A 5,682-nucleotide genomic window follows, 5' to 3' on the forward strand; every position below is an offset into this window, starting at 1 on the left:
GACCGTCCTCGAGTCACCCCGACGCGATCTGACGCGCTCCGTTCCTCGCTTTCGAGTGACGCCCTGCGAAACGTGCCGGCTTCACCGACTCGCCGAGCAGTCGCATGAACTCCTCGAAATAGGGCGACGCCACGCCATTCCGTGAGCGGCGGGTCACGCCCTGCCACGAGCGCCGGTGGCCGCGCCGGCCGAGTCGCACACCCGCCAGCTTGCCCGAGGCGAGCTGAGGCCCGACGGCCCACGCGGCGGCCACCGTCACGCCCAGCCCGGCGCGCACCATCGACAGCACGGCCTCCGTGAGCCTGATCACGTCCACTCGGGCGGGCCGGTGCGGCGTGCGTCCGAAGAACTCCTGGAAGAAGAAGTTCTCATCCGGCGGCGTGTACAGCAGCAGCCGCTCCCCGACGAAGTCCGATGCGCGCACGTACGGTGCGCGCGCGAGCCGGTGCCCCGCCGGGACGACGAGCAGCAGCTCGTCCTCGAAGAGCGGCCAGGACTCGAAGGCGCCCTCGCGACGGAGGCGCGTCACGATCGCGAGGTCGATCTCACCGGCCGCGAGCGCGGCCAGCGGGTCGTTCGTCGCCTCCGCCACGATGCCGACTTCGACTCCCGGATTCCGAGTGTGGAACCGGGAGAGGAGAGGCGGCAGCCACTCGTAGCAGGTGTGGCACTCCGTCGCGATCCTCAGGCGGCCACGGCCGCCGGCGATGTGCTGCCTCAGGTCCTGCGCCAGCGCGTCGAGCTCACCGACGATCGGGCGGGCGCGCTCGACGAGCAGCCGGCCGGCGTCGGTGAGGACGAGCCGGCGGTTGAGCCTCAGGAACGCGGGCACGCCGAGCGTGGACTCGATCTGACGCAGCTGGTGGCTCAGTGCCGACTGGCTGAGGTGAAGCCCCTGCGCTGCGCGGGTGAGGCCGCCCCGGTCGACGATGGCGAGCAGCAGACGCAGGTGGCGGGAGTCGAGTGGCGGCGCCGGGAGAGCGGGGAGAGCGGATGGAGGGGTCATCGAAATCACTCATCGTTTTGATGCAAATGTTGCGTTGGACGAATGGATGATACCCGCCGAGGATGAGGCGTGAAAGGAGAAATCCATGCGCCTCGCCCTGGCGACCACCCTTCCGGTCTTGCTCGTGGCCGCTACGTTCTCACTCGCCCCTGCGGCCCCCCGCGAGGTGCGCGCGGCCCGCACCGCCCGCGCCCCGGTGATCGACGGGCAGATCGAGCCCGAGCTCTGGACCCAGGCGCCCGAGATCTCGGGTCTGTTCCAGCAGCGCCCGGACAACGGCGTCGCCGCCAGCGAATCCACGCAGGTGTGGATCTTGTTCGACGACGACGCGCTCTACCTCGCGGCGCGCCTCTACGCCCGCAACGGGGTCACCCGCGTGGTGGCGCGCCGGGACACCTACGTCGAATGCGACTGGTTTGGGCTGCTCCTCGACCCGCTTCACGACCGGCGGACGGGGTGCTCGTTCTTCGTCAATCCTGACGGCGTCCAGTACGACGCGGTGATCTCCAACGACATCCAGGAGGACACGAGCTGGGACGCGGTGTGGCAGTCCGCGGTCTCGGTCGATGCCGGCGGTTGGACGGCCGAGATGCGGATCCCGCTCTCGCAGCTGCGGTTCGTCGAGCGCGAGCCGCAGGTGTGGGGCATCAACTTCATCCGCTGGATCCGGCATCGCCAGGAGCAGGCGCGCCTGGTGTCCCACCCGCGCAACCAGCCGGGCTACGCGTCGCGCTTCGGCGACCTCGTGGGGCTCGACGGCATCCGGCCGCGCGCCAAGGCGGAGCTGACGCCCTACGTTACGTCCGACATGGCGTCGCTCGAGACCGTGTCGCCCGCCGATCCGCTCAACGAACGCACGGCGTACACCCTGGCGAGCGGCGCCGACCTGCGCTGGACCGGCCGCTCGAGCCTGACGCTCAACGCGACCTTCCGGCCCGACTTCGGCCAGGTGGAGGTGGACCCGGCGGTCCTCAATCTCACACAGTTCGAGCAATTCTTCCCGGAGAAGCGGCCGTTCTTCCTGGAGGGCGCGAAGCTGTACGCGTTCGGTGACATCGCCACCGCCTACGTGTCGCCGTTTCGCATTGCGCATCCGCTGCTCTTCTACTCGCGGCGCATCGGACGGGTGCCTCAGGGCGACGCGCGGCTCACGGCCGACTATGAGGATGTGCCGGACGAGACCACCATCGAGGGTGCGGCCAAGCTCGTCTTCCGGACCGTGGGCGGGGCGAGCGTGGGGCTGCTCGATGCCGTGACCGGCACCGAGCACGCGTCGTTCATGACCGCGGGACTCGAGCGCTCGAAGGTGGTCGAGCCGCTCACCAATTACTTCGCCGGGCGCTGGACGCGCGATCTCGGCGAGAAGGCCCGGCTCGGCACGCTGGCGACCGGAGTGTGGCGGCGTCCGGAGGACGCCACCGCGTTCCTGCCGGAACGCGCGGTGGTCGCCGGCGCCGACGCCTACGCCTGGCTCGGCGATCGCAACGTGCTCGTGGACGGCTATGTGATCGGGTCTCACGTGCGCGGCACGACCGGCGCGATCACCTCGCTCCAGCGCTCGCCCGCCCACCAGTTCCAGCGTCCGGAGGCGGACCACCTCGACCTCGACCCGACCCGCAGCGACCTCTCGGGCGCGGGCGGCCGGCTCACGATCTCGCGCGAGAAGGGAACCTGGCGCTGGCAGGTGCACGGCGAAAGCCACTCGCCCGGCGTGGAGATGAACGACCTCGGGTTCATGGCGCGCGGCGACTTGAAGGCGGCCCATGTCGTGGGCACATGGTTCGACGTCGCGACGCGCCGGCACACTCGCAGCAACCGGATCAGCGTCGGCCGCTACGGGATGTGGACCCAGGGAGACGAGCCGATCGGCGACGGCATCGCCGGCGACGTGTCGACGACCTTCACCAACTACTGGACCGCGAGCATCCAGGCCAGCGGCTCGTTCGCGGCGCTCGACGACCGCGAGGCACGCGGCGGGCCGGCGATTCGCCGGCCATCGGGATGGAGCGCCACCTCGCGGATCGCTTCTGAGCCACGGCGCCCGATCGCCGTCGACTTGACCTGGTTGGCTGGCGCGGACGACGACGGCGGCCGCTTGAACGACTCCCGCGCGACGCTCACGGTGCGACCGCGTCCCAACCTGATCCTATCGATCGCCGGCCGTTTCGCAGTCAACCAGTACGCGGCGCGCTGGGTCGCCACGAGGCCCGATACCGCCGCAGTCGCCACGGGCGGCGCACGCTCGGTGTTCGGAGCCCTCGCCGAGCGCCGGATCGAGATCGCGCCGCGCGTGGACTGGACGGTACGATCCAACCTCACGCTCCAGCTCGTCCTGCAGCCCTTCATCGCGTCCGGCGTGTACACCCGAATCAAGGAGCTGACGGCTCCCGGTGGGGACTACCGCGTGTACGGCGAGGACGGATCCACCATCGTGCGCACCAGCACCCCGCGCGGGTACGTGATCGATCCCGATGGGCCGGGGTCGGCGGCGCCGTTCGCGATCCGCGATCCGGACTTCGTGCTCCGCTCGTTGCGCGGCAACGCGGTCGTGCGATGGGAGCTGAACGGGGCGACCACGATGTTCCTGGTCTGGAACCAGGTCCGCGGCGGCACCGTGTCCGAGACGCTGGCCATCACCGGGGACGACCTGTCGTCGATCTCGCTCCTGCCGGCCGACAATCACGTGCTGCTCAAGTTCAGCCACCGGTTCGATCTGCCGCGGTGACTGGCGGTGATTGACGTCAACGATCCTGGAGAAACCCATGCGTCACCCTCTCGCGCCGATACCGTGCAAGCCCTGGATGCTGAACGGACTCTCCGAGCGGCTGATCGTCAGCCATTACGAGAACGAGTACGGCGCAGCGGTGGCGTCGCTCAATGCGATTCGTGAGGAGCTGGGCGCCCTCGACCTGGCTGCTGCCCCACCGTATCTCGTCCGCGCCATGAAGCGAGAGGAGCTCGCGGCGCACGCGTCGGCCACGCTGCACGAGCTGTATTTCGGTTCTCTGGGCGGTGACGGCACCGCTCTCTTCACGGGCTCGGGTCCGGGCACCAGGATTGCGGAGCATGTGTCGGCTGCGCTGGAGCAGCAATTTGGCGGGATCGCATCCTGGCGACGCGAATTCGTGATGCTGGCCCAAGCGCTCAGTGACCACTCCGGCTGGGTCACGTTGAGCCACTCACGCGGAGACGGGCGACTCTACAACTTGATCGCATCCGATCATGCAGAAACGCTGCTGGACAGCGCCCCGTTGCTCGTCCTCGACATGTACGAGCACGCCTACCACCTCGACTTTGGCGCCAACGCCGGGGCCTACGTGGACGCCTTCATGCGCAACATCAATTGGACGGCGGTGGGCGACCGGTTGTTGCAGGCGAGCGGGAACCCCTCGCCACAGCAAGGTCAGGGAGGCCCTTCTCTGCCTTCCGTCTCGGTCGAGGAGCTGGCGGAAGAGCGTTCGAGCGACCGGCCGATTCAAGTGCTTGATGCTCGCCCGAAGCACTATTTCTCACGCAGCAAGGACATGATGAAAGGAGCCACCTGGAAGGACCCTGATCGCATCGAGGAGTGGTCCGCCGAGCTCGCTCCCGACACGCCCGTCTACGTCTACTGCGCCTACGGCTACGCGGTCGGCTGCGGCGTGACCGCTGCGCTCCGCGAGCGTGGGTTCGATGCGAAATACATCCGCGGCGGGTTGTCGGCGTGGTACGCGGCGGGCGGGGAGCGTGCGCTGAAACCAGCGCATGGCTAGTCCTCGGCTGCGCTATGTAAGATGAGCCCGTTCGGGTCAGCCTGAACAGGAACTCCCTGACCAGCTCGTTGTCAGGAGGTCGCGGTGACGCCCGGTGCACGCATGGTGCCCGTAGCCCTTCGCCCGAGTCGCCTCGCGCTGTGGACACTCCTGGCCATCGCCCTCATTGGGGCGACCCGCATCCCCGAACCGTTCGATGGGGACCAGGCTCTCTTCACTCTCATGGCCCGCGCGCTCCATCGCGGAGCCACGCTCTATGTCGACGTCTGGGACAACAAGCAGCCCGGGATCTTTCTGTTCTACTGGCTGGCAGGGCGTGTCTTCGGATTCAGTGAGATCGGCGTTCACCTGCTCGAGCTCCTCTATCAGCTCGTCACCGCGGCCTTGCTGATGTGGGTCATGCAACGAGAGCTTCGGCAGCCGGTCTTCGCCTGTGTGGCTGGCTTTCTCTCGGTGGGGAGCTTCTACCTCGGCGCGACTGGCTGGCACCTGGGTCAGGTCGAAGGCCTCGTCGGGCTGCCGATGCTCGTTTCGGTGGCACTCGCCTCGCAGGCTGCCGCCTCACCGGTGGAACGACGAACCCGCATGCTCGCCGCCGGCGTGGCGGCCGGCGTCGTCACGATCTTCAAGTTGATGCTCGCCCCGCTACCCGCGCTTGCATGGCTGGTGGCCTACATGGTGCGCCATTCCGAAGAGCGGCCCTCAGGGGTGCGTTTCTTCAGAGACTGGCTCTTACCGGCGATCACCGGAACCGGGCTTCTGCTCGGCGGCACCGCGCTATGGACGGCCTTCCGCGGCGGACTGGAGGAGTTGCTCTGGGCGTCGTTCACCTATCCGGTCCTGGCGGCTGCCGAGTTCCCCAGAGCTCCATGGGCCAGACTGGGAGAATCGGCGCTGTGGTTTGTCTCCCATTACCCGATCGCC

Annotated in this window: 4 protein-coding genes; 3 read left to right on the plus strand and 1 reads right to left on the minus strand. The window is 68.4% G+C overall.

Features of this window, described 5'->3' with window-relative positions; translation table 11 throughout:
* Positions 1–13: 13 nt before the first annotated feature.
* Complete coding sequence (locus tag VFQ05_00715; protein ID HET9325274.1) at positions 14–1,006, minus strand: LysR family transcriptional regulator; 993 nt, start codon at positions 1,004–1,006, stop codon at positions 14–16.
* An 85-nt stretch (positions 1,007–1,091) separates the two neighbouring features.
* On the opposite strand from VFQ05_00715, the gene VFQ05_00720 reads away from it, so the two are divergent.
* The 3 genes from VFQ05_00720 to VFQ05_00730 form a co-directional block, all read left to right on the plus strand.
* On the plus strand, positions 1,092–3,731 hold the full coding sequence (locus VFQ05_00720) for a DUF5916 domain-containing protein (protein ID HET9325275.1): 2,640 nt from the start codon (positions 1,092–1,094) through the stop codon (positions 3,729–3,731).
* 37 nt (positions 3,732–3,768) lie between these two features.
* Positions 3,769–4,758 (plus strand): Fe-Mn family superoxide dismutase, encoded by a 990-nt coding sequence (locus tag VFQ05_00725; GenBank protein ID HET9325276.1) that lies wholly within the window; start codon positions 3,769–3,771, stop codon positions 4,756–4,758.
* An 84-nt stretch (positions 4,759–4,842) separates the two neighbouring features.
* The coding region (locus VFQ05_00730) for a hypothetical protein (GenBank protein ID HET9325277.1) at positions 4,843–5,682 on the plus strand (840 nt) is incomplete at its 3' end.

The organism is Candidatus Eisenbacteria bacterium (genome assembly GCA_035712145.1).
In the GTDB taxonomy this organism is placed as follows: domain Bacteria; phylum Eisenbacteria; class RBG-16-71-46; order RBG-16-71-46; family RBG-16-71-46; genus DASTBI01.